This is a genomic window from Mesorhizobium sp. USDA 3734 (assembly GCF_056279665.1).
Genome location: NZ_JBWCCW010000001.1, coordinates 6,160,184 through 6,185,327, shown reverse-complemented (window position 1 = coordinate 6,185,327; position 25,144 = coordinate 6,160,184). Strand labels below are relative to the sequence as shown.

Annotated in this window: 17 protein-coding genes and 1 tRNA gene; 11 read left to right on the top strand and 7 right to left on the bottom strand. The window is 63.3% G+C overall.

All coding sequences use genetic code 11. The features are described 5' to 3' along the window. Window positions 1-100: 100 nt before the first annotated feature. The 4 genes from rpsA to aroA all read right to left on the bottom strand — a co-directional run bounded on the left by rpsA (window position 101) and on the right by aroA (window position 5,260). On the bottom strand, window positions 101-1,798 hold the full coding sequence (gene rpsA, locus ACZ89F_RS29525) for a 30S ribosomal protein S1 (RefSeq protein WP_476095633.1): 1,698 nt from the start codon (window positions 1,796-1,798) through the stop codon (window positions 101-103). A 207-nt stretch (window positions 1,799-2,005) separates the two neighbouring features. Continuing rightward, window positions 2,006-2,659 (bottom strand): (d)CMP kinase, encoded by a 654-nt coding sequence (gene cmk, locus ACZ89F_RS29520; protein ID WP_476095631.1) that lies wholly within the window; start codon window positions 2,657-2,659, stop codon window positions 2,006-2,008. A 9-nt stretch (window positions 2,660-2,668) separates the two neighbouring features. Then, window positions 2,669-3,886 (bottom strand): toll/interleukin-1 receptor domain-containing protein, encoded by a 1,218-nt coding sequence (locus tag ACZ89F_RS29515; RefSeq protein WP_476095629.1) that lies wholly within the window; start codon window positions 3,884-3,886, stop codon window positions 2,669-2,671. A gap of 15 nt (window positions 3,887-3,901) precedes the next feature. Then, complete coding sequence (aroA, locus tag ACZ89F_RS29510; protein WP_476095627.1) at window positions 3,902-5,260, bottom strand: 3-phosphoshikimate 1-carboxyvinyltransferase; 1,359 nt, start codon at window positions 5,258-5,260, stop codon at window positions 3,902-3,904. A 207-nt stretch (window positions 5,261-5,467) separates the two neighbouring features. On the opposite strand from aroA, the gene ACZ89F_RS29505 reads away from it, so the two are divergent. From ACZ89F_RS29505 to ACZ89F_RS29485, 5 genes are all read left to right on the top strand, one after another. Beyond that, window positions 5,468-5,857, top strand: coding sequence for a TIGR02300 family protein (locus ACZ89F_RS29505; protein WP_013528180.1), 390 nt, complete (start codon window positions 5,468-5,470; stop codon window positions 5,855-5,857). Between the two features lie 172 nt (window positions 5,858-6,029). After that, window positions 6,030-6,105 (top strand) — tRNA-Ala (locus tag ACZ89F_RS29500). Between the two features lie 190 nt (window positions 6,106-6,295). After that, window positions 6,296-7,009: a 4'-phosphopantetheinyl transferase family protein gene (locus ACZ89F_RS29495; protein WP_476095625.1), complete on the top strand. Its 714-nt coding sequence runs from the start codon at window positions 6,296-6,298 to the stop codon at window positions 7,007-7,009. 98 nt (window positions 7,010-7,107) lie between these two features. After that, complete coding sequence (locus tag ACZ89F_RS29490) at window positions 7,108-13,383, top strand: amino acid adenylation domain-containing protein (protein WP_476095623.1); 6,276 nt, start codon at window positions 7,108-7,110, stop codon at window positions 13,381-13,383. After that, complete coding sequence (locus ACZ89F_RS29485; protein WP_476095622.1) at window positions 13,376-15,037, top strand: AMP-binding protein; 1,662 nt, start codon at window positions 13,376-13,378, stop codon at window positions 15,035-15,037. Before ACZ89F_RS29490 ends, ACZ89F_RS29485 begins: the two co-directional genes overlap by 8 nt. A 19-nt stretch (window positions 15,038-15,056) precedes the next feature. Here the strand turns inward: ACZ89F_RS29485 and dgoD are convergent, their stop codons facing one another. Together dgoD and ACZ89F_RS29475 are read right to left on the bottom strand one after the other, a co-directional pair. Next, window positions 15,057-16,205 carry a galactonate dehydratase gene (gene dgoD, locus ACZ89F_RS29480; RefSeq protein ID WP_128309496.1) on the bottom strand — a complete coding sequence of 383 codons (1,149 nt, stop codon included), beginning with the start codon at window positions 16,203-16,205 and terminating at the stop codon, window positions 15,057-15,059. 8 nt (window positions 16,206-16,213) lie between these two features. Beyond that, a complete protein-coding gene (locus tag ACZ89F_RS29475) occupies window positions 16,214-16,954 on the bottom strand; it encodes a FadR/GntR family transcriptional regulator (protein ID WP_476095620.1) in 741 nt (246 codons plus the stop codon). A 201-nt stretch (window positions 16,955-17,155) separates the two neighbouring features. Here ACZ89F_RS29475 and ACZ89F_RS29470 point away from each other — a divergent pair, with 201 nt between their 5' ends. The 6 genes from ACZ89F_RS29470 (at window position 17,156) to ACZ89F_RS29445 (ending at window position 24,133) form a co-directional block, all read left to right on the top strand. After that, window positions 17,156-18,145, top strand: a complete 990-nt coding sequence (locus ACZ89F_RS29470) for an arabinose ABC transporter substrate-binding protein (protein ID WP_476095618.1) — start codon at window positions 17,156-17,158, stop codon at window positions 18,143-18,145. A 71-nt stretch (window positions 18,146-18,216) separates the two neighbouring features. Next, window positions 18,217-19,728, top strand: a complete 1,512-nt coding sequence (gene araG / locus ACZ89F_RS29465) for an L-arabinose ABC transporter ATP-binding protein AraG (protein WP_476095617.1) — start codon at window positions 18,217-18,219, stop codon at window positions 19,726-19,728. A gap of 9 nt (window positions 19,729-19,737) precedes the next feature. Beyond that, window positions 19,738-20,688, top strand: a complete 951-nt coding sequence (araH, locus tag ACZ89F_RS29460; protein WP_476095615.1) for an L-arabinose ABC transporter permease AraH — start codon at window positions 19,738-19,740, stop codon at window positions 20,686-20,688. Between the two features lie 15 nt (window positions 20,689-20,703). Next, the gene (locus ACZ89F_RS29455) at window positions 20,704-21,483 is read left to right on the top strand and encodes an SDR family oxidoreductase (protein ID WP_476095613.1); all 780 of its coding nucleotides are present in this window, start codon (window positions 20,704-20,706) and stop codon (window positions 21,481-21,483) included. A 15-nt stretch (window positions 21,484-21,498) separates the two neighbouring features. Beyond that, window positions 21,499-23,211 (top strand): L-arabinonate dehydratase, encoded by a 1,713-nt coding sequence (gene araD, locus ACZ89F_RS29450; protein WP_476095611.1) that lies wholly within the window; start codon window positions 21,499-21,501, stop codon window positions 23,209-23,211. A 7-nt stretch (window positions 23,212-23,218) separates the two neighbouring features. After that, on the top strand, window positions 23,219-24,133 hold the full coding sequence (locus ACZ89F_RS29445; protein WP_476095609.1) for a dihydrodipicolinate synthase family protein: 915 nt from the start codon (window positions 23,219-23,221) through the stop codon (window positions 24,131-24,133). A gap of 75 nt (window positions 24,134-24,208) precedes the next feature. On the opposite strand, the gene ACZ89F_RS29440 is transcribed toward ACZ89F_RS29445, so the two are convergent. Next, window positions 24,209-24,883, bottom strand: a complete 675-nt coding sequence (locus ACZ89F_RS29440; protein WP_476095607.1) for a GntR family transcriptional regulator — start codon at window positions 24,881-24,883, stop codon at window positions 24,209-24,211. Window positions 24,884-25,144 lie beyond the last annotated feature (261 nt).

The following is a 25,144-nucleotide window of genomic DNA, read 5'->3' as shown; positions in this document are numbered from 1 at the left end:
CCTTCCAACCTTTCACGTCGGTCAAAGAAAAACCCCGCCGGATCGCTCCGGCGGGGTTTTGTTTTCGAGCCTGTGCGAAGGACTTCGCTATGCGAAGGACTTAGCTGCCCTGCTTCTTCAGCGCGGCACCCAGGATGTCGCCCAGCGAAGCGCCGGAGTCGGTCGAGCCGTACTGAGCGACCGCTTCCTTCTCTTCGGCGATTTCCAGCGCCTTGATCGAGACCTGCAGCTTGCGGGTCTTCTTGTCGAAGGCGATGACGCGGGCGTCGACCTTCTGGCCGACGGTGAAGCGCTCGGGGCGCTGCTCGTCGCGGTCACGGCTCAGATCGGAGCGCTTGATGAAGGTTTCGATGCCGCTGTCGACCAGCCGCACTTCCAGACCGCCATCCTTGACGCCGATGACTTCACAGGTGACGACCGCGTTCTTGCGCAGTTCGCCGGAAGTCGCCGCTTCGCCGACCGTATCCTTGGCCAGCTGCTTGATGCCGAGCGAGATGCGCTCCTTGTCGATGTCGACGTCGAGCACCTGCGCCTTGACCATGTCGCCGCGATTGTACTCTTCGATGACCTGCTCGCCCGGACGGGTCCAGTCGAGGTCGGAAAGGTGCACCATGCCGTCCACGTCGCCTTCGAGGCCGATGAACAGGCCGAACTCGGTCTTGTTCTTGACCTCGCCCTCGACCTGGCTGCCGACCGGATGGCTAGAGGCGAAAGCCTGCCACGGATTCTCGAGCGTCTGCTTGAGGCCGAGCGAGATGCGACGCTTGGCCGGATCGACCTCGAGCACCACCACGTCGACTTCCTGGGTCGTCGACAGGATCTTGCCGGGATGCACGTTCTTCTTCGTCCACGACATTTCCGAAACGTGGATGAGACCCTCGATGCCCGGCTCCAGCTCGACGAACGCGCCGTAGTCGGTGATGTTGGTGACGGTGCCCTTGATCTTCTTGCCGATCGGGAACTTGGTGCCGATCTCGGACCACGGATCGCTCTCGAGCTGCTTCATGCCGAGCGAGATGCGGTGGGTTTCCTGGTTGATGCGGATGATCTGCACCTTGACCGTCTGACCGATGTTGAGGATTTCGGTCGGATGGTTGACGCGGCGCCATGCCATGTCGGTGACATGCAGCAGGCCGTCGATGCCGCCGAGGTCGACGAACGCACCGTAATCGGTGATGTTCTTGACGACGCCTTCGACAACCTGGCCTTCTTCGAGGTTCTGCACGATTTCCGAACGCTGTTCGGCGCGGCTCTCCTCGAGCACGGTACGGCGCGACACCACGATGTTGCCGCGGCGGCGATCCATCTTGAGGATCTCGAAGGGCTGCGGGTTGTGCATTAGCGGCGAGACGTCGCGGATCGGGCGGATATCGACCTGGCTGCGCGGCAGGAAGGCCACGGCGCCGTCGAGGTCGACGGTGAAGCCGCCCTTGACCTGGTTGAAGATGACGCCTTCGACGCGCTCGCCCTTGGTGAACTTCTCTTCGAGACGGACCCAGCTCTCTTCGCGGCGGGCCTTCTCACGCGACAGCATCGCTTCGCCAAGCGCGTTTTCGATGCGCTCGACATAGACTTCGACGGTGTCACCAACCTTCAGGGTGGTGTCCTTGCCCTTGACGCCGAATTCCTTCAGCGGCACGCGGCCTTCGACCTTGAGGCCGACGTCGATGATGGCCATGTCCTTTTCGATCGCGGTGATCGTGCCCTTGACGACCTGGCCTTCGCCGGAATGGCCGGCGGAAAATGATTCTTCGAGCAGGCTCGCGAAATCATCGCGAGTGGGATTTGCAGCTGACATTGTTTCTCCTGGAGTGCCCCGCATCTCATGCGGGACGGGCGCCGTGGGTTAGCGTTGCGTTGGCCTGCCGGCGTTCCGGGCTACAAAAGCCCTGGGCCGCTCTTTAAGCGGCAATTCCGGCGCATGAAGAATGCTGGCAGGCTGGTTCGTGCCCGATATGGGTATTTTCTTCGCCTCCGACAACGGAAACACGAGGGAAAACCCGGATCAGGCCTTGTCTCTCTTGGCCAAGACGTCGTCGATGATCGCCATGGCTGCAAGAAACGCGGCTTCTATAGCCATTTCGCTGGTATCAAGCAAGTGCGCGTCGGCCGCTGGCTTCAAAGGTGAGTCCGCACGGCCCATGTCGCGCTCGTCGCGGCGCACGATATCGGCGAGGATCTCGGTGAAATCAGCGGTGCCGCCGATGCTTTCGATCTCGGCCAGCCGCCGCCGCGCCCGCACCTCGGCGCTGGCCGTCACATAGAGTTTGATGTCGGCGTCGGGGCAGACGACAGTGCCGATGTCGCGCCCGTCCAGCACCGCACCCGGCGGTGTCTTGGCGAAGTCACGCTGCTTTTCGACGAGGATGCGCCGCACTGTCGGATACACGGCGACCTTCGAGGCAGCCTCGCCGACTGCATGCGCCGACAGCACCGTGCGGTCGAGCTTGGCCAGATCAACCTGGCGGGCAGCGGTTTCGGCGGCCGAGACATTGTCGAGCGGCAGCGCGTGTTGGATCAGCGCATAGGCCACTGCGCGATAGGTGAGACCGGTGTCGAGCAGGTTCAGCCGGTAGTGGTCGGCGAGCCGCCGGGCGAGGGTGCCCTTGCCCGCGCCGGCGGGTCCGTCGATGGCGATGGTGAAGGTGGTGTCATTCACAAGACGTACTCAACTTAACCTGCGTTGCCTACGCAATTTCAGAATCGCATCACACATTTCGTCGAAGGTGTTGGTTCCTTGAACCAAGGAGTCGAGGTATTTTTGGAGTGGTAAATCAAATTCTGGGTTGTTTATAGGTGATTGGTTCGGAGCAATCAGGAAGTTGTATGGAGTTATATACCGTATCCTTAGCTCTACCCTGCCGCGTATGTCGACTGGCTTGCCGTCGATAATTGCAGCCCCATCATCATACTCCGATCGCCGCACAAGGAGCCTTCCATCGACTAAGCCGTATTCCTCATTTGCAAAGCCGGTTCCCTCAATAGCGCTGTTAATCTCACCATCGCGCCAAGAGTATAGGCCAGTTTCGGGATCGGGATTAGTTTCAACGTAAACAAAATTGCGATAATAGAGTCCATTATTGACAGCGGCAATTCGCTTCACATTGATTTCATCCGCGTCCATCAGGAAGTTTTGCGCCTCTAGATGTTCGAAGCGTTCGATCTGCATGTTTCGAAGGCCGCGCCACCACCAAGCAAGATGCTGGCCATCCTCGAATGACAAGGGTGGCGATAGCAAGATTGCTAACCGCTCTGCTACGACCCTAGGTTCGTTGAACCACTCGACGCCACGTACGCCAGGAAATGCCTGCGAGAAACGTTCGCTGAAGGCGACCAAAGGGTCACTTTCTTTAATGCGTCGCGTCTCGGACCGAGAACTAGCAAGAGCGGGTGCGGAAGGCGGAATGTAGGGGGTTGAGCCTAGTGTTGGCTTGGAGGAATTCACTTCGTAGATGCTTTGAAGCAAGGCCTCGCGAGCTTCGGGAGTATCTTTCCCCACCGAGAGATCGAGGTATCGCGCTGCACCAAAGAAGGTTGGCACCTTCTCGTCCCCCGCAACGTCCCGTACAATAGGGATGAATCGCCTGCGGCGATATTTGTTGGATAGAATTTGAGCCGTAGCGATTGTTTTTTCATAACCTACGCCGCCAATGCCAGCGTTCGCCTTTTCCACGTAGTTGTCGGTGCAGATCAAAAGAACTCGATCGGTTTCCCTGAGCGACTGCTCCATGAATTTTGCTAGGTCATCGCCAAGGTCCACGTCCCATTGGTCTAAGGCAACATCCACCCCGCGCTCCACCAAGAAAGATGCGAGGTTGAGAACCCATTCTTTATGAACTTGGGAATCGTGCGAATAAGAGATGAATACTCTTTTGAGCTCAGCCATGTTTGATCTCTAGGCTCACTCGATCTCCGCGCCCAGTCCTGTCATCAACCCCATGAATTCCGGAAAACTCGTCGCGATCATCGCCTGGTCGTCGATAGTGACCGGCTTTTCCGTCGCCAGCCCCATCACCAGAAAACTCATGGCGATGCGGTGGTCGAGATGGGTCTGCACGGTCGTGTCCTGGCCGTTGGGATGGCCGCCAAGCCCCTTGCCGCCCGGTTTGCCACGCACGGCGAGCGAGGCTTCGCCCTCGGTGCAGTCGACGCCGTTTAGCTTCAGCCCGTTGGCGACGGCCGACAGCCGGTCGGATTCCTTCACCCGCAGTTCCTCCAGCCCCTGCATCAGCGTTTCGCCCTCGGCGAAGCTGGCGGCGACGGCGAGCACCGGATATTCGTCGATCATCGATGGCGCCCGCTCCGGCGGCACGATAACGCCCTTCAGTTCGGAGTAACGCACGCGCAGGTCGGCGACATCCTCGCCGCCGGCATTGCGCGGGTTGAGGATGTCGATCTTGCCGCCCATCTCCTGCAGCGTCAGCAGAAGTCCGGTGCGGGTCGGGTTCATCAGCACGTTTTCAATAACAATGTCCGAACCCGGCACGATCAGTGCGGCCACCAGCGGAAAACCGGCCGAGGACGGGTCGCCCGGCACCGCGATGGTCTGCCCCGTCAGCTTGCCCTGGCCTTCGATGAAGATGTGGCGCACGCCGCGCTCGTCGGTCTCGACCGACAGGTTGGCGCCAAATCCTTTCAGCATCTTTTCAGTGTGATCGCGCGTCATCACGGGTTCGATGACGGTGGTGATGCCCGGCGTGTTCAGCCCGGCGAGCAGCACCGCAGACTTCACCTGCGCAGAGGCCATCGGCACGCGGTAGGTGATCGGTGCGGCGTGCTTGGGCCCATGCAGCGTGATCGGCATGCGGTCGCCCGGCGTCGCCTTCAGCACCTGCACGCCCATCTGGCGCAACGGTTCGAGCACGCGGCCCATCGGCCGGCCCGACAGCGAGGCGTCGCCGATGAACGTCGTTTCCATGTCATAAGTGCCGACAAGGCCCATGGTGAGCCGCGAGCCGGTGCCGGCATTGCCGAAATCGAGCGGCCCTTCCGGCTGCAGCAGCGCGCCATTGCCGGTGCCGCGGATTACCCACTCGGCGCCATGCTTCTCGATATGCGCGCCCATCGCCTTCATGGCCGCGCCCGTGCGCATCACGTCCTCGCCTTCGAGCAGGCCAGTGATGCGGGTCTCGCCGGAGGCGAGGCCGCCGAACATGAAGGAACGGTGCGAGATCGACTTGTCGCCCGGCACGCGAGCGGTGCCGGAAAGGGCTGGGGATCGACGGGCGGTGGCCGGCTTGGGGGCGGCGGCGTGAGACATGGAATTTCCCTGGACGGAATGCCGGCGGGCCGGCGCTTTTCATTTGTTGCGGCGGTCTCGTATCACGGCGGGTCGAAATGGTCATCCCCAATGGTCGTCACTTGACGCGAGGCCTTCCAATGCATGGTTTTGTGACGCCGGCTTTTCGCTTTGACAGCGCTGCAAACTGTGGTTAAGGGGACCACTCTTTTATTGACGAGGCTTGCCGTGGCAAAAACCGAACTTGGCACAAAACGTATCGACCCGGAGACGGGCCGAAAATTCTACGACCTGAACAAGGACCCGATCGTCTCGCCCTACACCGGCAAGACCTATCCGCGTTCCTATTTCGAGGAAGGCAAGATTGCCGCTCTCGAGGAGGAAGAGGAAGTGGCCGAGAAGGAAGTGGACGCCGAGGAAGAAGAGGGCGTTGAGGTCGTCTCGCTCGAAGAGGCGGACGAGGACGTCAAGGGCGACGACCTGCCGGATCTTGGCGATGACGAGGACGATGTCGACCTCGGCGACGACGAGGATGACACTTTCCTTGCCGACGAAGAGGAAGAAGACGACGACGTCGCCGACATGATCGGCGTCGGCGACGACGACGACGAGGTCTGATCGGCCTTGAAAGCGGGCGTTTGCAGGCTTTCGTGGCCTGTGAAGAAAAAGCGGCTCTCGAAGGCTTGATATCTGGGAAAGGCGGGGTTAGAAGCCGCCTGCACTAACGGCGCGGTCTCCAACCCGCGCCGGATCTCTTCGCCGGAAACGGTGCCGGTTGACTGCCGGAAGTGGGGCCATAGCTCAGTTGGGAGAGCGCTTGAATGGCATTCAAGAGGTCGTCGGTTCGATCCCGATTGGCTCCACCAAACAGTCTTTCTGCAAAACCGGCTCTTTCCTTGCAGGAATAACCGCACCTCTTCAAAGGCTTGCCAGCGTCGCGTTTTACGACGCCTGACAGGGACGGCGCTTGTCTCAGCCCTGGGCCTTGGCCGGGTCGCCGACGCTCTGATACAACTCGCGACAGCATCGAATGGCGGCAATTGCACCGGCAAAGGAATGGCATTGCCTGTTGAGCCGGAACTCCGCGACGATCGTTCGTCAGTCCAGCTGGTGGCAGCTTTCCGGCGGTTGGTTAGCCATGGCATCGTCGTCGAGGGCGGCGATCTCACACCAGCCGATCGCGACCTGCTGCTTGAGGAAGAACTTTCGCTGGGCAATGTCGTGCCGGCGCGACGCCGTGAATTTCGCGCAGGACGCTTTTACGCACGGCAGGCGTTGCAGGGCTTTGGCGCGGGCGGCAGCGTCATCCCGATCGGGGACAATCGTGCGCCGCTATGGCCGACAGGGTTTGTCGGTTCCATCTCTCATACCCGAAACCTGTGCGTCGTCGCCGTCGGATCATCCGCCGAATTCCTCGGCATCGGCATCGACATCGAGGAGGCCTCTTTCCTCTCGTGCGAACTGGCGCAATTGGTGTCCGACGCTGCCGAACTAGAGGGGCGGGACGAGATCGAAAGGCGTCTCGGCTGCGACCAGCCAAAGCTTCTGTTCGTGATCAAGGAAGCGTTCTACAAAATGTATTTCCCGCTTACCGGCCGGTTTTTGGCGTTTCACGATGTTCGCGTCGAACTGGATGTGGAGAAACACGCCGCCAAGGCCCAGATCGTTCCCTCAAAGCGCCTGGCGGCGATCGACAGCCGCTGTTTTGAGGGTCGCTTCGGCAGCAGCGACGGAACCCTGTTTTCATGTTTTGAGCTCTCCGCGCGTTGACAGCCGCGCCGCCAGCAAGCACTCAGGGGACCGGGCAAAGGCTTTTTGGGTTGAGCGGTGGCTATTTCTGATCGACGTCGATCCCGGATCGGGATCTGATGGGCACGATACGTGACCATGTGGACCGGCATGCCGGACACAATTCGCAGACGGTGGCCCTTCTGGCCGAGGGACGGCCAGCGCTGACCTTTGAAGGGCTGGCTGCCCAGATCCGCTATGTCGGCGAGGCGCTGGCGCTGGAGGGCATCGGCCTATCCGACCGTGTCGCGTTGCTGCTGCCCGAGGGTGCGGAAGCCGCGGTAGCGATCGTGGCCGTCGCAGCCAATGCGGCATGCGCTCCCTTGAACCCCGCCTGGCCGGTGCGCGAACTTGAATCGCAGCTGGCCGTGCTGCGTGCCACGACGCTGATCGTGCCGCATGGCTGGCAATCGCCGCTGCTTGCCGTGGCGGCGTCGCTCGATATCCGCGTCCTGCAATTGCTTGCCGAGCCGGGTGCGGCGGCCGGGCGCTTTTCGCTGACCGGTGCCGGCGAGACGCATCGCGATAACAGGCGCAAGGCCTCACGACAGGATGCGGCAACGCCGGACGATACCGCGCTGCTGCTGTTCACCTCGGGCACGTCGGCGCGGCCCAAGCTGGTGCCGCTGACCCATCGAAACCTCTGCGTTTCGGCACAGGACATCTGCGCGGCACTGGATCTGCGGCACACCGACCGCTGCCTGGGCGTGATGCCGCTGTTCCATATCCATGGCATCAGCAGTCTTTTGGCATCGCTGGTTTCAGGGAGTTGCTACGTCAGCCTGGCGGGCTTTTCCGCCGACCGCTTTTTCAGCGGCCTCGAAGAATTCAGGCCGACCTGGTATTCGGCTTCGCCGGCCATCCATCGTACGATCCTCGACCAGATACGTTTTTACCGGGGAGACCCGCGTCGGGCCGGGCTGCGCTTCATCCGTTCGGCTTCTGCGCCAATGCCATCCCAATGGATCGCGGATATTGAAGGCATATTCGGCGTACCGTTCGTCGAGGCCTATGGGATGACCGAGGCGGCGCCGCAAATTGCCAGCAACGGCCTGCCGCCGTTCGAACGCAAGCGCGGCTCCGTCGGCAGGTCCGCTGGCCCGCGGATCGCCATCATGGATGACGCCGGACGTCTCCTGATGCCGGACGAGAGCGGCGAAATCGTCATTCGTGGCGCCAATGTCATGCCTGGCTACGATGGCAATCCCGCCGCCAATGAGGCTGCTTTCGTCGATGGCTGGCTGCGGACAGGAGACAGGGGCCATCTCGACGCAGACGGCTATCTGTTCGTTTCCGGCCGCCTGGCGGACACCATCAATCGCGGCGGCGAAAAGATCGCGCCGGCGCTGGTGGAGCAAGTCCTGCTCGACCATCCCGACATCGAACAGGCGGTCGTCTTCGGCATCCCCCATCCAGTGCTTGGCGAGACTGTTGCCGCGGCGGTCATTCCCAGGCCGGGGAAAGCGCTGTCGACGCAGCAGATCCGCGGCTTTGTCGCCGAGCGGCTGGCGCGCTCCAAAGTGCCGCAGCGGATCGCGCTGGTGGATGAGATTCCGGTCGATGCCGGCGGAAAGCTCAATCGCAGGCATCTGGCTCTGGCGCTGAACCTGCAAGAACAGGACGGTCAACCTGTTCCGTCGCAGGCCGGCAAGATGGTTGCGCGAACCGCGATCGAGCGCCGGGTGGCGGCGGTCTTTGCCGAGATTCTGGGAACCGAACCGCCCGGCATCGATGACGACTTCTTCGACCTTGGCGGTCATTCACTGACCGCAATGCAGGTTCTCGCCCGGTTGCATGCCATATTCGAGGTCACATTGCCGGTCGACTGCATGTTTGACTACCCGACAGTGGCGCGGCTTTCCCGGCGCATCGGCGAAGAGATGGCCAACCTCGTCGCGGATGGTCTGGCGCGGCTGGAGCGGGGATCGACGTCCGGGCCGGCAACGATACGCATTCCTCGTCGACAAGAAGGGATGCCTGCACCGCTTTCCTCAGCCCAGCAGCGCGTCTTTTTTCTCGACCGGATGGGCGCCGGCAGCGCTTACACCATGTCGGCCTCGCTGTGGCTGAGAGGCGCGCTTGATGAGCGTGCACTGGCGTTGGCGCTCGACGAGATACGCCGACGCCACGACATCTTGCGCACGACCTTTCACCTGCGCGACGGCGACCCGGTCCAGGTCGTTTCCGGATCTCAGGAAACCAGGCTGGAGACGATCGACCTGACCGGCCACGCGGTGGACGCGCGAACCGCCGAGGCCATGCGCATCGCCACGCAGGAAAGTGCTGCACCGTTCGATCTGGCGCAAGGTCCGTTGTTTCGCGCCAGCCTGGTTCGGCTGGCCGAGCAGGACCATGCCCTCCTGCTGACCATGCACCACATCATCTGCGATGGCTGGTCGATCAGTGTGCTGCATGCCGAGCTGAAGCAGCTTTACCAAGCCTTTCATGACAATAGGGCGTCGCCGCTCGCGGAGCTGCCGCTGCAGTTCGGCGACTTCGCCGCCTGGCAACAGCGCGGCATCGAGACCGCGGAGATCGAACGCCAGACCGCATACTGGGTCCGGCAACTCAAGGCTCTGCCGCCGACCTGCACGCTGCCGACAGACCGGCCCCGCCCGGCGGTCCAGTCCCATCGCGGGGGCACAGTGCAGGTCGAGATCGATCGTCAAACGACGGATCGCCTGAAGATCCTCGGCCGAAGCCAGGACGCGACCGTGTTCATGGTCTTTCTGGCGGCCTTCAAGACATTGCTCTTCCGCTACAACGGGCAGGATGATTGCGTCGTCGGCGTGCCGATCGCCAATCGCCCGAGGAGGGAACTGGAGCCGCTCATCGGCTTCTTCGCCAACACGCTGGTTTTGCGCACGACGCTTGGCGGCGACCCGTCCTTCGTCGAATTGCTCGGCCGCATCCGCTCGACGGCGCTCGACGCCTACGCGCATCAGGATGTCGCTGTCGAACGCATCGTTGACCAGCTGAAGATCGCGCGCGATCCCGGCCACACGCCCCTGTTCCAGGTCATGTTCGCGTTCCAGAACGTCCCGGATCATGTGGCGGGACCGTCTTTCGATTTCGCGCAGGGTCTTGCTGCACAGAAGCTGGCCATCGACAAGGCGATGGCGAAATTCGATCTCACTCTGTACCTGTCGGAAACCCCGGACGGGATGGCCGCGACCTGGCAATTCAACGCCGATCTCCATGAGCCTGCCGCCATCGATCGGCTGGCCCGGCAGTTCCAGACCTTGCTCGAAGGCATAGCAAGCGATCCCGCGCAAACGCTCTCGCAATTGCCGCTGTTGCCCGAGGTCGATCGTCGCCAGATCGAGACCGGCTGGAACCGCACGCAAGCCGACGAATTGCTGGGGAAGGACTATATCCAGCTGTTTGAGGCGCAGGTCCAGCGGACGCCAGACGCTGTCGCCGTGCTGGACCAGGATCAGCGGTTCACCTATCGCGAACTGAATGAGCGGGCCAACCGCTTCGCGGGCTATTTCAGCAGTTGCGGCGTCGCCCGCGAGACACTAACGGCGGTCTGTCTGCCAAGGTCGGCCGAGGTGCTGGCGGTGCTGCTTGGCGTGTGGAAGGCGGGCGGCGCGTTTCTGCCGCTCGATCCCGATTACCCGCCCGATCGCATTGCCTTCATGCTGGCCGATGCGGGTGCGGCACTGCTCATCACGGAGACATCGCTGTTGCCGAAATTCGGCGCCGCGTTTCAGCCGGAGGCACCGGGCCAAGCTGCCGCTAGGCAGGCCATTTGCATCGACGCCTGCCAGGCGTCCGTCGCGGAACAGGATCCCGGCAATCCGGGCATCCTCGCTCTGCCTGATGCGCTCGCCTACGTCATCTACACGTCGGGCTCCACCGGCCGGCCCAAGGGCGCCATGATCACGCAGGCGAATGTCGGTCACTATGCGCAGGCAATGGTCCGCGCCGTCGGGCTCGAACCATACGACACATGGCTGCACACCGCCTCGTTTTCGTTTTCCTCGTCGATACGCCAGTTTGCCGTTCCCTTGTCGTGCGGTGCGGCGGTTTCGATCGCCTCGGCCGAGGAAATCAGCGACCCGCATATGCTGTTCGAGATGGTGCGCCGCCAGCGCGTGTCGGTGGTGGATCTCGTTCCATCCTTTTCGGCCGGCTGCCTGCATGTGCTGATGTCGCTCGATCCATCCGTGGGCCAAGGACTGCTCGACAATCGGGTGCGGCTGATGTTGTGGGCCAGCGAGCCCCTGCCGGGCGCCTTGGTCGAAAAGTGGCGGCGCCTCTGCAAGCCGGCGACGGAATTCATCAACATGTTTGGCCAGACCGAGACGACGGGAATCGTGACGGTCCATCCCATTCCGGTCGAGGCCGGCACGGCGGGAATGATCCCGATCGGGTGGCCGATCGCCAATACGCAGGCCTATGTGCTGGACACGTCCCGCCGTCCGGTTCCGGTCGGCATCAGCGGCGAGCTGTATATCGGCGGCGCTGGTGTCGGTCGCGGCTATATCAATCGCTCCGGGGCCAGCAACCTCGTGCCGAACCCGTTCAGCGCGGGCGAGCGGCTGCAGCGAACCGGCGATCTGGCGCGCTACCTGCCTGACGGGACGATCGAAATCGTCGGGCGTGCCGACGAACAGATCAAGATTCACGGCTTCCGCATCGAACCGGGTGAGATCGAGGCTGCACTCCACACGCATCCGGAGGTGCGCGAATGTCTCGTTGGTGTTGTCGAGGATGCCATCGAAGATGACGATATCGGCGATCGCAAACGCCTGGTCGCCTTCGTTGCGGTCAATGCGCCGCATGATGCGCAAACTCTGTCTCGGCAACTGCGCGATTTTCTGCGACGGCAGCTGCCGCGATACATGCTGCCTCAACGCATCGTCATCCTGGATCGCTTGCCGCGCACGCCAAACGGCAAGATCGACCGGCGGGCTCTGCTCGCCAGCCAGCCGCAAGCGGCGACGCGGTCAATTGCCGGCATACCCCCTTTGAGCCAGACCGGGTTGCATGGCGTGGCGCGAACGGAGGCCGAGACGATCCTGGCGGCGGTCTGGAAGAAGGTGCTGAGGCTGGAGGAGGTCGGCCTGCACGACAATTTCTTCGACCTCGGAGGCAATTCCCTCCTCAGCATCAACATCGTCGTCGAAGCCGGCAAAGCCGGCCTGGCCATCGATCTGCGTCAGCTCTACCAGCACCAGACGATCGCCGATCTAGCGCGCTCTGCCTCCCAGGCGGGCCTTGGGCAAACCGTTGCGGCTGCACCGGCGGGTGCGGACGCGGCGAAAGTTCTGGTGACGATCGAAAGCCTCCGTGCCTATGGCCGCGAAGCGCTGGCACGGGCCGGGCTGGGCGCGCAGGGGGCGGCGATCGTCACGGAAGTGCAGCTCGAGGCAAGCCTGCGCGGACAGCCAACGCACGACATTGTCAGCATTCCCCGCTACGCCACGCGGATTGCTTCGGGCAAGATCAATGCGCATCCGCAAATCCGCATCGAGCATGACAGCGCCATCATCGCCCGCATCGATGGCGACAACGGCCCCGGCCAGTGGATCAGCATGGTGGCGATGGACCTCGCCATTGAAAAGGCGGGCAAGCACGGCGTCGGCATTGTCAGTGTCCGCCGCTCCAATCATTTCGGCGCCGCCGGCCACTATGTCTGGCAGGCAGCACGGAAAGGGCTGATCGGCCTGTGCACCACCAACGGACCGCTGATCCTGGCGCCGACCGGCGGCGTCACGCCGACATTCGGCAACAACCCGCTCGGCGTCGGCATTCCGGCGGGGCGCCATTTTCCCATCCTTCTCGACGTCGCCATGAGCGTTGCGCCGCGCGGCAAGATCGGCCTGTCGGTTGCCGAAGGCAGTCCGTTGCCGGCGGGCTGGATTCTGGACCGGTTCGGGCGGCCTTCGACAGACCTTAGCGATCTCGCGGCCGGGCTCGGCGTACCGATCGGCGGACACAAGGGCTACGGTCTGGCCATGGTGATGGAAGTGCTTGCCGGCGTGCTCACAGGCGCCGGTTTTGGCAGCGACCACCATCAGGACAGGTTACGTGAAGGCTCTCACGCGCCGGACTACGGCCATTTCTTCATGGCGCTCGATCCCGAGCGGTTCATGCCCATCGTCGACTTCACCGAGCGCGTCGATCGTCTCATCGAGCAGACCAGGAATGGCGAACACGCCGAAAACGCCAATGAAATCCTCATCCCGGGCGAAATGGAACTGCGCACCCGCCAACAGAGCCTGAGTGAAGGCGTGCGGCTGAGGTCATCGACCTACAAGGTACTCCTCGCCTACGCGCGCAAGGCCGGGTTCGATGCCAGACTGGAGATCGTCGGGGAAAGCCGGTTTGCCGAAAGCCATGGCTGAGCTGCTGACGTTCGATCGAACCGAGCTGGACGGAAGCATCCCGGCGCGATTCGACAATGTGGTGCGCAGCTTCGGCTCGCACGTGGCGATTGGTGGCGGCGACAGGCCGTGGACCTATGGCGAGGTCGACCGGCGGACCAATCAACTGGCCCGGGCGATCCTCGAGCGCACGCAGCCCGGGCACGGATGCGTCGCCTATCTTGTCGACCATTCGCCTGAGATGGTGATATGCGCGCTGGCCGTGCTCAAGGCGGCGAAGGCATTCCTGTGCGTCCATCCGGCAATGCCGCTCAAGGCCCAGCGTGACATCATCGGCGATGCCGCCCCGGACCTGCTGCTGACCGACGCGGCTCACGCCGCAGCAGCGCGCGACCTTGTCGGCGATGACAGCCGGCTTCTCCTGCTCGAAGACATCGACCTGCGCTACTCCGCCGATGCACTGCATGTTCCGGTCGACCCGCGCGACCCGGCCGCGATCTTCTACACGTCGGGAAGCACCGGGCGGCCGAAAGGTGTGGTCAAGAGCCATCGCACCGTGCTGCACAGGGCCTGGCTTTGTGCAGGGTATGACGGGCTGGCCGCCACCGACCGGCAGTCTCTTCTGACCTATTGCAGTTTCGCTTCATCGGAGGCGGATGTCTTCGGAGCGCTGCTGAACGGAGCCACGCTCGAACTCTACGACGCCGCATCGCGCGGTCTCGGCGATCTCGGCGCGTGGATCGACGAGCGTCGCATCACGCTGCTGCACCCGCCCGTGATGCTGTTTCGCAAATATCTGGAGATGATCGACGGCAAGGGCCTGCATCCTTCGGTCCGGCTGGTGGCGCTGGCAGGTCAGACGGTCATTGCCTCCGACATCGAGCAATGGCGCCGTCGCTTCGCCCCGTCCTGCGGCTTGCGCCATCGCTTCTCTTCCACCGAGGCCGGCCATATCGCCGTGGCATCGGTGGCTCCGGGCGAGATACCCACATCAGGCACGGTGCCGGCGCCCCGACCGGTCGCCGACAAGTTTCTCCTGGTCGTCGATGAGGACGGGCAACCGGTCGAACCGGGCGGCGTCGGTGAACTCGTCGTGCGCAGTGCCTTTCTGGCCGACGGCTATTGGCGCCAGCCTTCCGAAACGGCGAAGTATTTTCGCGACGCCCCCGGTTTTCCCGACCAGCGCCTGTTTCACACAGGCGACATCGGCCGCCTGTCGAGCGATGGCAGTCTTGAATTCCTCGGGCGCCGCGACGACCAGGTCAAGATTCGCGGCTATCGCGTCGAAATACGGGAAATCGAGCAGGCTTTGCTGCAGCTTCCAACGGTGGGTGAAGCCGCCGTCATCACCGAGCTCCGCCAGGATGCCCATTCCCTTGCTGCCTTCGTCGTGATGAAGCCGGGGGCCTTGTTTCGGTCTGACGCGCTGCGGGCCGGCTTGAGGCTGATCCTGCCGCCGTGGAAAATTCCAGGCCGAATCCATGCGATCGAGTCGTTGCCGTTGACACCAACCGGCAAGATCGACAGGCCACGTCTCCAGCAATTCCTGCAAGCACGTGGTGGCTCCGTCGAAAACAGTCAGGCCGCGCAATCGCCCGAAGACACAATGACGGTGCCGACCGCAAAACGGATCAGGAACTGGAAGCGGCTTTTTACCCGGACCGGCAACCGGTGAAAGGCGAGCGACAATCCCGTCACCACTCGGCGAAGGAGCCGTCCTTGTGGCGCCAGATCGGATTGCGCCAGCGGTGGCCTTCCCTGGCGCGTTCCTTGACGTAGTCCTCGTCGATCTCGACACCCAGGCCCGGGCCGTCGGGGATGGCGACATAGCCATCCTCGTAGCGGAAGACATCCTTGTTGGCGGCGTAATCGAGCAGGTCGTTGGCGGCGTTGTAGTGGATGCCGAGGCTCTGTTCCTGGATGAAGCAGTTGTAGCTGACCGCGTCGAGCTGCAGGCATGCGGCAAGCGCGATCGGCCCGAGCGGGCAGTGCGGCGCCACCGCCACGTCATAGGCCTCCGCCATCGCCGCGATCTTGCGGCATTCGGTGATGCCGCCGGCATGCGACAGGTCGGGCTGGATGATGTCGACGACGCCTTCCTCGAACACCGACTTGAAGTCCCAGCGGCTGTAGAGCCGCTCTCCGAGCGCGATCGGCGTCGAGCCAAGCGCTGCGATCTCCTTCAGCGCCTCGCGGTTTTCGCTGAGCACCGGCTCCTCGATGAACATCAGCCGGTAGGGCTCGAGCTCCTTGACCAGGGCGCGCGCCATCGGCCGGTGCACGCGGCCGTGGAAATCGACGGCGATGCCGATGTTGGGTCCGACAGCCTCGCGCACCATGGCGACGCGTTCGACCGCCGCATCGATCTTGTCATGGCTGTCGACGATCTGCAGTTCCTCGGTGCCGTTCATCTTCAGCGCCAGGAAGCCGCGCGCCACCATTTCCCTGGCACCGGCCGCGACCTCCGCAGGCCGGTCGCCGCCGATCCAGGAATAGACCTTGATCGTGTCGCGCAGCTTGCCGCCGAGCAGTTCGTGCACGGGCACGCCGAGCGCCTTGCCCTTGATGTCCCACAGCGCCTGGTCGATGCCGGCAATGGCGCTCATCAGGATCGGTCCGCCGCGATAGAAGCCGCCGCGATGCATCACCGTCCAGTGGTCCTCGATCAGGCGGGGGTCTTTGCCGATGAGGTAATCGCCAAGCTCCTTCACCGCTGCCTCGACGGTCAGCGCCCGGCCTTCGACGACCGGCTCACCCCAGCCGGTGACGCCGGCATCGGTTTCGATCTTCAGGAACAGCCAGCGCGGCGGAACGATGTAGGTGGTGAGCGAGATGATTTTCATGCGCTGTCTCAGTTGCTCTTGAGTTTCTTGGCGCTGACGAGGTCGCGCGCCGCGAGGTCGAGGATCCTGTTTGCCGCCCCACGTGCCGCCTCGGCATCGCGCATGCGCAGTGCCTCGACCACCTCGCGGTGCGCCGCCACGGCCTCCATGCGCCGGTCGAGCGAAATCACCGCCGTCGCCTCCAGCGAGAATTTCAGCCCTGTGTCGATCAGATTGCCGATCTGGCGAAAGATCGGGTTGTGGCTCGCGGCATAGACGATCTGGTGGAAAGCGATGTCGCTGCGCGAGAAGGCGGCGAGATCCTCGCCGGCGCCGGCCATGCCGCGCCAGGCGGCTTCGAGATCGGCGATCTCCTGCAGCGTCGCGCGGGTGGCAGCCAGTTCGGCAACCAGCGGCTCGATGGCCCGGCGCGTTTCAAGAATGGCGTCGAAGAGCTTGTCGTCCAGCGCATGCGGTGCGTGCCAGGCAAGCACCTGCGGGTCGATGATGTTCCAGTCGTCCTCGTTGCAGACGATGGTGCCGACGCGCGGCCGCGACAGCACCAGCCCTTTGGCCGCCAGCACCTTCAGGGCCTCGCGGATGACGGTGCGGCTGACGCCATATTCGACGCCGAGTTCGTTTTCGGTCGGCAAGGAGGATCCGGCCGGGTAGCGCCCGGAAAAGATGTCCGAGGCCATCGCCTTGGTCACATCGGGCATGACGCGCGGGCGGCGGGTGTCGCCGGGTGCCTTCTTCAAAATCTCGGTCACCTCAGCCCTCCTCCAAGGCGGCGAACCCGCTGGTTTCGCACAACCGGTCCGGCCTTAAAGGATGCGGATGATTTGCGCCAGCGGTCGTTGGTCTGAGCATGTACATTAATTATCATACCAGATCAATTGACGAGTATGATAAAAACGAATAGACACTCCGACATCCGGGCTGAGCGCCCGGCCTATCGCTGGGAGGAAATCATGCGACTTTTGAAGACCGCGCTCGTAGCGGGCGCGCTTGCCGTGCTGTCCGTCACGGCCATCGCTGCATATGCTCAGGACACCAAGATCGGTTTCATCGTCAAACAGCCCGAGGAGCCGTGGTTCCAGGACGAATGGAAATTCGCCGACCAGGCCGCCAAGGAAAAGGGTTTTACCCTGGTCAAGATCGGCGCCGAGGACGGTGAGAAGCTGATGTCGGCGATCGACAATCTCGGCGCCCAGGGCGCGCAGGGTTTCATCGTCTGCACGCCCGACGTGAAACTCGGACCCGGCATCGTCGCCAAGGCCGCTGCCAACAATCTCAAGCTGATGACCGTCGACGACCGTCTGGTCGGCGCTGACGGCAAGGCGCTGGAAGACGTGCCGCATATGGGCATCTCGGCAACCAAGATCGGCGAGGCCGTCGGCCAGGCGATCGTCGACGAGATGAAGGCGCGCGGCTGGAAGGCCGACGAGGTCGGGGCCATCCGCGTCTCCTACGACCAGCTGCCGACCGCGGTCGATCGCGTCGAAGGCGCCATCTCGGTGCTCAAGGCGAACGGCTTCAAGGCTGAGAACATCTTCGACGCGCCGCAAGCCAAGACCGACACGGAAGCTGCCCTCAATGCCGCGACGGTCGTGCTCAACGCTCATGCCGACATCAAGAAGTGGGTCTCCTTCGGCCTCAACGACGAGGCGGTGCTGGGTGCGGTGCGTGCAGCCGAAAGTGTCGGCATTCCGGCGGATGGCATGATCGGCGTCGGCATTGGCGGTGCGGATTCGGCGATCAACGAGTTCAAGAAGCCGACCGCCACCGGCTTCGTCGGCACGGTGATCATCTCACCGAAGCGCCATGGCTACGAGACCGCGCTCAACATGTACGACTGGGTTGCCAACAACAAGGAACCGGAGAAGCTGATCCTGACCTCGGGTGCACTCGCCAAGCGCGACGACTACCAGAAGGTCCGCCAGGGTCTCGGCATCGAATAATCCTCCCTGTACAAACAGGCGGCGGCTCATCCCGCCGCCTGTTTGCCATGGCACAAGAAGGATCGGCGCCCTTGTCCTATCTCGACTTCTCGCACATCACCAAGACCTATCCGGGCGTCAAGGCGCTGTCGGACGTCTCGTTCGGCGTCGACAAGGGCGCCGTGCACGGCCTGATGGGCGAGAACGGCGCCGGCAAATCCACCCTGATCAAGATCCTGTCCGGCGACCAGCATGCCGATGAGGGCGAGATAAGCATCGACGGCAAGGTCCAGGCCTATGCCTCGACCCGGGATGCCTTCGACAATGGCGTCATCGTCATCCACCAGGAATTGCAGCTGGTTCCGGAACTCACCGTTGCCGAAAACCTCAGCCTCGGGCGTTTCCCCGCCAACGTCGGCATCATCGCCGGCCGCCGGATGCTGGACGACGTCGGCGCCAAGCTGAAATCGGCCGGCATCGACATCGACATGCGCCGCAAGGTCAAGACGCTGTCGATCGGCGAACGCCAGATGGTCGAGATCGCCAAGGCGATCATGCTGGACGCACGCGTCATCGCGCTGGACGAGCCGACCTCGTCGCTGTCCTCGCGCGAAAGCGAAATCCTGTTTGCCCTGATCGACCGCCTGCGCGGCGAGGGCAAGGTCATCATCTATGTCTCGCACAGGCTCGACGAAGTGTTCCGGCTCTGCGATAGCCTGACCGTGCTACGCGACGGCAAGCTCGCGGCGCACCATGCGTCCCTGAAAGGCGTCACCCGCGACCAGGTCGTCGCCGAAATGGTCGGCCGCGAAATATCCGATATCTGGGGTTTTCGCCCGCGCCAGCCCGGAGATATCAGACTGAAGGTCGAGGCCTTGTCCGGAGCCAAGCTGAAGACACCGGCCAGCTTCGAGGCCCGCGCCGGCGAGATCGTCGGCTTCTTCGGCCTGATTGGCGCCGGGCGCTCGGAACTGATGCGGCTGGTCTACGGCGCCGATCCGCGCTCGGGCGGCACCGTCACCGTCGACGGCAAGCTGGTCCGCGCCACCGATCCGCGTGGCACGATCCGGGCCGGCATCGTGCTGTGCTCGGAGGATCGCAAGCATGACGGCATCATCCAGGGCCGCTCGGTCGAGGAGAACATCAACATCTCGTCGCGGCGCCATCACACGCGCTTCGGCATGCTCAACCGCGCCAGCGAGATCGCCACGGCCGAAACCTTCATCAAGAAGCTGAAGGTGCGCACGCCGTCACGCAAGCAGGACATCATCAACCTCTCCGGCGGCAACCAGCAGAAGGTCATCCTTGGCCGCTGGTTGTCCGAACAGGGCGTGCGGGTTCTCATCATCGACGAGCCGACGCGCGGTATCGATGTCGGTGCCAAATCGGAGATCTACGAGCTGCTCTACCAGCTTGCGCAGGACGGCATGGCGATCGTCGTCGTCTCCTCCGAACTGCCGGAGGTGATGGGCATCTGCGACCGCATCCTGGTGATGTGCGGCGGCCGCGTCAGTGCCGAACTCACCCGCGACCAGTTCGCCGAAAGGGCGATCCTGGCCGCTGCTCTCCCCGATCAGAAAACCCCCGACGCGATCGCATCCTGAGGACTTGGCATGACCGACCAGTTGAAAAAAATCCTGCTCGGCGAACAGGGGCTCGTCGTCATCTTCATCGTCGCCTTCGCGCTGGTGTCGCTGCTAGTGCCGAACTTCCTCACCGACCGCAACATGCTCGGCCTGCTGCAGTCGGTGGTCACCGTCGGCATCGTCGCCTGCACCATGATGTTCTGCCTTGCCGCCCGCGACTTCGACCTGTCGGTAGGTTCCATCGTCGCCTTTGCCGGCATGGTCGCGGTTATGGCGTCGAACGCCACCGGCTCGATCCTGCTCGGCCTCCTGGCGGCAATCGCCTGCGGCGCCTTCGTCGGCTTCATCAACGGCGTCGTCATCGCCAAATTCCGCATCAACGCGCTGATCACGACGCTGGCCACCATGCAGATCGTGCGCGGCCTTGCGCTGATCGCGTCCGACGGCCGCGCCGTCGGCATCAACAGCCCGGATTTCTACCAGCTCGCGCTGTCGAAACTGCTCGGCATACCGACACCGGTCTGGGTGCTCGCCATCCTGTTTTGCATCTTCGGCTTCGTGCTCAACCGCACCGTCTTCGGCAAGAACACGCTGGCCATCGGCGGCAATCCGGAGGCCTCGCGTCTTGCCGGCGTCAATGTCGACCGGACGCGCATCTGGATCTTTGCGCTGCAGGGCGTCGTCTGCGGCATCGCCGGCATCCTGCTGGCGTCGCGCATCACCTCGGGCCAGCCCAACGCGGCGGTCGGGCTCGAACTCTCGGTCATCTCGGCCTGTGTGCTCGGTGGCGTTTCGCTTGCCGGTGGCCGCGCCACCATGTCGGGCGTCATCGTCGGCGTGCTGATCATGGGTATCGCCGAGAACGCCATGAACCTGCTCAACATCCCGGCCTTCTACCAGTACATCGTGCGTGGCGTGATCCTGCTGCTGGCCGTGCTGCTCGACAATCTGCGCTCGTCGGCACTGGGTCGGCGTTAAGCTGGAGGGACAAAAATGGCTGAGCGCCTTTCCGGCAAACGCATCTTCCTGACCGGCGCCGCGCAAGGCATCGGTCTGGCCATCGCCGAGGCCTGCCTTGCCGAAGGCGCAAGGCTGTTCCTGGTCGACCGCGACGGCGCGTTGCTGGACAAGACCGTCGCCGGCCTCGCCGCACCGCAAGGCCATGTCGGGCATGCGGCAGCTGACATCAGTGACGGCGCCGCGATTGCCGCTGCCGTCAGCCAAGCGACCGCCGAAATCGGTCCGATCAACGCGCTGATCAACAATGCCGGGGTCAATGTGTTCTCGACGCCACTCGAGGCGACCGAGGAGGAGTGGAACCGCAATTTCGACGTCAACGTCAAGGGCGCCTGGAACTGCAGCAAGGCGGTGCTGCCCGGCATGATCGCGAGCGGCGGCGGCGGCATCCTCAACATCGCCTCGACGCACAGCTTCACCATCATCCCGCACACCTTCCCCTATCCGGTCGCCAAGCACGCGCTGCTCGGCCTGACTAAATCGCTGGCGCTCGAATATGCGGCGCAAGGCGTGCGCGTGAACGCGCTGGCGCCCGGCTATGTCGAGACCCAGAAGGCCATCGACTACTGGAACGGTTTTCCTGATCCGGCCGCAGCACGCGCGAACACCATGGCGCTGCATCCCGGCGGCCGCATCGCCTCGGCGCGCGAGATCGCGCTTGCAGCCGTGTTCATGATTTCCGACGAGTGCCCGTTCATGAACGCGGCCACGCTCGTCGTCGATGGCGGGCTGAGCCAGCTCCAGCATCCCGCCTGAGCGCCGGCAAAAACCATGACCAAGAGACGATCGCAGCACTGGTTCGGCGGTTTGGGCAAGGATGCCTTCATCCACCGCAGTTGGATGAAGAACAACGGCCTGCCCGACGATGCTTTCGACGGCCGCCCGGTGATCGGCATCTGCAACACCTTCTCCGAATTCACGCCCTGCCACGTGCATTTCCGTGGCCTGATCGAGCACATCAAGGCGGGCGTGCTGGAAGCCGGCGGCCTGCCGCTCGAATTTCCTGTGTTCTCCTGCGGCGAATCCAATCTGCGCCCGACGGCGATGCTGTTTCGCAACCTTGCCTCGATGGATGTCGAGGAGGCGATCCGCGGCAATCCGATGGATGGCGTCGTGCTGATGGCCGGCTGCGACAAGACCACGCCGTCGCTGGTCATGGGTGCGGCCTCCTGCGACCTGCCGTCGATCGTCATCTCGGGCGGGCCGATGCTCAATGGCCGCTTCCAGGGCCGCGAGATCGGCTCGGGCACCGATGTGTGGAAATTCTCCGAGGATGTCCGCGCCGGCGTCATGAGTGAACAGGATTTCGCCAATGCCGAGAGCGCCATGTCGCGCTCGCCTGGCCATTGCATGACCATGGGCACCGCCTCGACCATGGCTTCGATGGTCGAGGCGCTCGGCCTGGCACTGCCCGGCAACGCCGCCTATCCCGCCGTCGACGCGCGCCGCAGCCGCATCGCCCGCATGACCGGGCGGCGCATCGTCGAGATGGTCAATGAGGATTTGCGCCCGTCGGCCATCCTCACGAGGGCAGCCTTCGCCAACGCGATCCGCGTCAATGGCGCCATCGGCGGCTCGACAAATGCGGTCGTGCATATGTTGGCGATTGCCGGCCGTGTCGGCACCGAGCTGACGCTGGACGATTGGGACAGATATGGCCGCGACGTGCCGACCATCCTCGACCTGATGCCGTCGGGCCGCTTCCTGATGGAGGATTTCTGTTATGCCGGCGGCATTCCGGCTGTCATGAAAGAGATCGCCGATCTGCTCGATCTCGACGCGTTGACCGTCACCGGCAAGAGCGTGCGCGACAACATCGCGAATGCCCAAAACTACAATCCCGAGGTTATCCGCCCGCGCGACAAGGCGCTCACGCCGCAGGGCGGCATTGCGGTGCTGCGCGGCAATCTGGCGCCCGACGGCGCCATCATCAAACCATCAGCCGCCTCACCACAGTTGATGAAGCATCGCGGCCGTGCCGTCGTCTTCGAGGACATCGACGACTACAAGGCGCGCGTCGACGATCCCTTGCTCGACATCGACGAGGGCTCGATCATGGTGCTGAAGAATTGTGGCCCCAAGGGCTATCCGGGGATGGCCGAGGTCGGCAACATGGCGCTGCCTCGGAAGCTGCTGAAGCAAGGCGTCCGCGACATGATCCGCATCTCCGATGCCCGCATGTCCGGCACTGCCTTCGGCACCGTCGTTCTGCATGCCGCACCCGAAGCCGCTGTCGGCGGCCCGCTGGCGCTGGTCAGGAGCGGCGACTTCATCGAGCTCGATGTAGAAGCGCGGAAGCTGCATCTCGACGTGTCCGAACAGGAGCTGGCGCGGCGGCGGACATCCTGGGCTGCGCCGGAGCCGGCGATGCGCGGCGGCTATCAGGGCCTTTACGTCGACCATGTGCTGCAGGCGGATCGCGGTGCCGACCTCGACTTTCTCGTCGGCAGCCGTGGCCACGCCATTCCGCGCGAAAGCCATTGAGGTCCGCGTGACAAAATTCAAGCCCGATGATTTCCATGGCATTCACGCCATCCTCTACACGCTCTTTGATGAGAACGAACGGCTGGACCGCGCGGCGATGCGCAGGCAGGTCGAGATCTGCCTGGCGACCGGCGTTCATGGCATGGCTTCGCTTGGCCTGGCGACGGAAGTCGCCAAGCTGACCGAGGCCGAGCGCCTCACGATCATGGACTGGACGGCGGAAGACACCGCCGGAAAAGTGCCGCTCGCCTTCACCATCTTCGGCGCTTCGGTGGCCGAGCAGGTGGCACAGCTTCGCCATGCTGAAAGCGTGGGAGCGGATTGGGTGATCCTGCAGCCGCCGCCGGTCGGGGTCTACGGTGCGCCGGAATACATCAAGTTCTTCGGCCGCGTTGCCGAGGCGACCGACCTGCCGGTGGCGATCCAGAATGCGCCGGCCTTTTTCGGGCGCGGCCTGTCATCAGACGAAATCCGTGAGCTCGTCACGCTGCATCCCAACATAAGGCTGATCAAGGGCGAGGGTCCGGTCACCGATATTGCCGGAGTGATCGAACGCACCGAAGGCCGGATTCCGGTTTTCAACGGACGCGGCGGCCTGGAGCTGGTCGACAATTTCCGCATCGGTTGCCGTGGCATGATCCTGGCGCCGGATAGCATCGACCTCGCCCTGCGCGCCTACAACGCGTTCCGGGCCGCAGACGAAGCAACGGCCGAGGCCGAGTATGCAAGAATGCTGCCGGCGGCGGTCTTCGTCATGCAAGGCATCGAAAACCTGATCTGCTACGGCAAACGGTTGTTCGGCGCCCGTGCCGGCATCCCGATCCACGACCGCGCTCCGGCGATGCGGCCCAGCGAGATCGGCCTGGCGATGGTGGCGCGCTTTGCGGCCGGCCTCGGCCGGTTGCCTAGCGCCAGCTCCTGACCAATAGGCCGTCAGCCCGCCCGACAGGTCGATCGTCACGGCCTTAGCGAAGCTGGCGGCGTGCCTCCAGCGGTTTCAGCCGAGAAGGTCGGCCGCGACTTCGAGCGTGTTGCGCAACGACGTCTCGAGATGGCGTTCCATCGCTTGCGCGGCGCCCTCGGCGTCGTGATGCCTCAAAGCCTCGAAGATGGCTTCATGCTGCTCGATCGTCTGTTCGCCATAGCCTGGCTTCGGAATGACGAGATGGCGGCCGCGGTCCATCTGCGCCTTGGAGATGTCTACGGCTCTCCAGATCATCGGCAGGCCGCAGATTTCGGCGATGGTGCGGTGAAAGACATCGTCGAGTTGTATCGCGGTGGCATATCTGCCCTGCGATATGGCAAGCCGGTGCGCCGCCATATTGTCTTCCAGCAATTCGCCGGCTGCCGGTGAGAACTTGGCGGCCGCGCGCCTTGCGCTTTCCATCTCCAGGGCCCGGCGGATGACGTAGGCTTCTTCCAGGTCGGCCCGGCTGATCGGTGCGACATAGGTGCCGGTCTGCGCCAGGATGGTGACCAGACCCTCGTCGCTGATGCGCTTGACCGCTTCGCGCACCGGGGTACGCGAAACACCGAGCGCTTCCGCGATGGCCACCTCGTTGATCACTTCCCCGGGCCTCATCTGTCCGACGACGATAAGGTTGCGAATCTGGTGATAGATCTGATCGCGGAGCGGAACAGCCCGATTGAGAGTCGAAGGATCCAGGTCCATGGGAAATCCGTGGCTTAGGTCGCCGGAAATGGTCAGATTAGAATGAAAATCAGAAAGCCCCTAATACGTGGGGCGGCTTCGGCCTGCAATTCGCCCGTCGCTGCCGGAATCCGATGCCGGGGATAACAGGCCAGCCGCCTGGCCGCCCGAGCAAAGCGTGGCAGCCCGTGAATTCGGGTTCGGGCGGATGGAGAGAATTTCTAATCCGGTCAGCGGATTTAGAATAAACTAACTCTACAGAATTTGTGGAATAAGCAATCT